The following is a 2,649-nucleotide window of genomic DNA, read 5'->3' as shown; positions in this document are numbered from 1 at the left end:
ACTCAATAGGCTGAGAAAACTCACTGTTATTGCCGGGAATTGTCGCAAGATAAGCTTCCATTCGGGTTCGAAGTGCATCTAGGCTTTCTTTTGAATCTGGCCATTCCTCACGTGGTTTCAGCATGATATAACCATCGGAAATATTCGGTGGCATCACATCTGTCGCCACTTCAGCAGTCCCGGTACGGGCAAATATAGCTTTAATTTCGGGAAAGTTTTTCAGTAAAAGCTTTTCGGTATTTTCCTGAATACGTAAAGACTCTTCCAAGCCTGTGCTTGGAGAACGTAATTGCTGTACCGCAAAATCACCTTCACTCAGCTGGGGTGCAAACTCACTGCCAATCTTCGTGCTGAGCAGACCCGTAATGACCAGGAGACAAATGGCAAAAGTTAAAACCACCGCTTTGTAATGATAGGCTCCATCCAATATCTGTTGATATCGGGTTTTGAGCCAGATCATCCAACGGCTTTCCGTTTCTTTGATCTCCCCTTTAACCCATAAAGCAACTGCAGCGGGCACAAAGGTGATCGATAAAATAATAGCTGCCACCAGTGCGAGAACAACGGTTAAAGCCATCGGATGAAATAGTTTTGCTTCTACACCACTTAAAGCAAAAATCGGCAAATACACCACCAAAATAATAAGCTGACCAAAAATAAGAGGACGACGTGCTTGGCGGGCAGCCAGAAAAACTTCCTTAAAGCGTTCACTTTGTGTGAGAGGTCGTTTTAACAGTTGCTGTGTATGGGCTAAACGCCGGATACAGTTTTCGACAATCACCACAGCACCATCGACAATGATGCCGAAATCGAGTGCACCTAAACTCATCAGATTGGCACTGATATTTTTCTGTGCCATCCCGGTTAAGGTAAACAGCATAGAGAGTGGAATGACACAGGCAGTAATCAAGGCAGCACGGATATTCCCTAAAAACAGGAACAGAATGATGATGACCAGGATTGCTCCCTCTACCAAGTTTTTCTGAACGGTTTTAATCGCCTTCTCAACCAAGGTAGTACGGTCGTACACCGTTTCAATCACTACCCCTTTAGGCAAACTATTCTGAATATCTTGAAGCTTGGCATCCACAGCTTTAGAAACAGTCCGGCTATTTCCACCCATCGCCATCATGGCAATCCCTAAAACGGTTTCTTTGCCGTTATAGGTTGCCCCACCGGTTCTTAAATCATGCCCAATAGAGACTTGCGCAATATCACCAACCCGAATTGGGCTGCCATTTGGGCTACCCAGCATGGTGTTCTCAATATCAGAAAGCCCATTGAATGTACCCGGTACACGTACCGTCAGTTGCTGACCATTGTCTTCAATATAACCTGCACCTCGGTTCTCATTATTTTGCGCTAAAGCCTGTTGCAGTTGTTCTAATGAGATATTCAGTTGCTGCATCCGGTTTAAATCGGGAGAGACCACATAGGTTTTTTCAAAACCACCAATACTGTTGACCTCTGCAACTCCCTTAACACGTTGCAGTTGAGGACGCACAATCCAGTCCTGAATCTCACGCAAATCCATCGGCGTGTATGCAGTTCCATCCGGCTTTTTCGCATTCGGATCTGCCTTCAGTACCCATTGATAAATCTCACCGAGACCCGTAGAAACGGGGGACATCGTCGGTGCGATTTGTGCAGGCAACTCAGATTGCGCCTCCTGTATCCGTTGGTTAATCTGCTGACGGGCCCAATAAATATCAGTCCCATCTTTAAAGACAATGGTGACTTGAGAGAGTCCATAACGGGATATGGAACGGGTAAGCTCCAGATCCGGAATGCCAGCCATGGCATTTTCAATGGGATAGGTAATCCGCTGTTCGACTTCAAGCGCAGTAAAACCCTTGGCTTGAGTATTAATCTGGACTTGGGTATTGGTAATATCGGGTACAGCATCAATCGGGAGTTTCTGATAGCTATACACCCCGACCGCAATCCAGGTACAGACAAAGAGCAACACCCAAATCGCATTTTGTATGGAAAACTGAATGATTCGTTCGAATAAACCTTCTGGTTTTGGCAGATCAGAATTAATGTTCATGGCCTGCCTCGTCTTTTTCTAATTCAGATTTCAACAAGAAACTGCCTTGAGCGATATACTTCTGCCCTTCAGTCAGCCCAGAAATCACTTCAAGCCATTGTCCATCACTTGAAGCCTGCCCCAATTGCACTTTCTGTGCTTTTAAGTGGACTTGACCTTTTTGTTCTGAATCTACGATGAAAATACTGTCTTCACCTTCAATACTTTGCAGCGCAGACTTTTGAATCCGAAGGGCTGATTTTGCTGTAGCTTCCGGAATCAACACTCTCACTAACACATTAGAACGCAACTCAGTAGCTTGCGCATCGAGTTTTGCGCGCACCACCAGACGCCCTGTTTGTACATCTGCCTGAGAGGTTAAGCTTTGTACAGTAGCTTTATAGATTTGATCTGAATCATTCACTTTAAAGTCAATTTTTTGCCCGGCTTGCAGTTGACCTGAGAATTGATTCGGCAAATTAAACTCAAGCCATAAATCTTTCAGCTGTTCAATGACAAAGAGCTGATTAGCCAGTTGCACATTTTCACCGACCACAATATCTTTTTGACTGATCACCCCAGAGATCGGTGCTTTAATCAGAAAACGCCCATTGTTATTG

The 2,649-nt window shown here is 44.8% G+C and carries 2 protein-coding genes; both read right to left on the bottom strand.

Translation table 11 applies throughout. The annotated features are described in order from the left end of the window. The coding region (locus tag FTU54_RS14945; protein WP_180074903.1) for an efflux RND transporter permease subunit at positions 1-2,050 on the bottom strand (2,050 nt) is incomplete at its 3' end. Then, the coding region (locus FTU54_RS14940; protein WP_180074902.1) for an efflux RND transporter periplasmic adaptor subunit at positions 2,040-2,649 on the bottom strand (610 nt) is incomplete at its 5' end. The genes FTU54_RS14940 and FTU54_RS14945, both read right to left, overlap by 11 nt.

The sequence above is a fragment of the Acinetobacter sp. YH12116 genome, assembly GCF_013418895.1.
Taxonomy (GTDB): domain Bacteria; phylum Pseudomonadota; class Gammaproteobacteria; order Pseudomonadales; family Moraxellaceae; genus Acinetobacter; species Acinetobacter indicus.
This window is presented reverse-complemented; position numbering and strand designations above follow the sequence as displayed.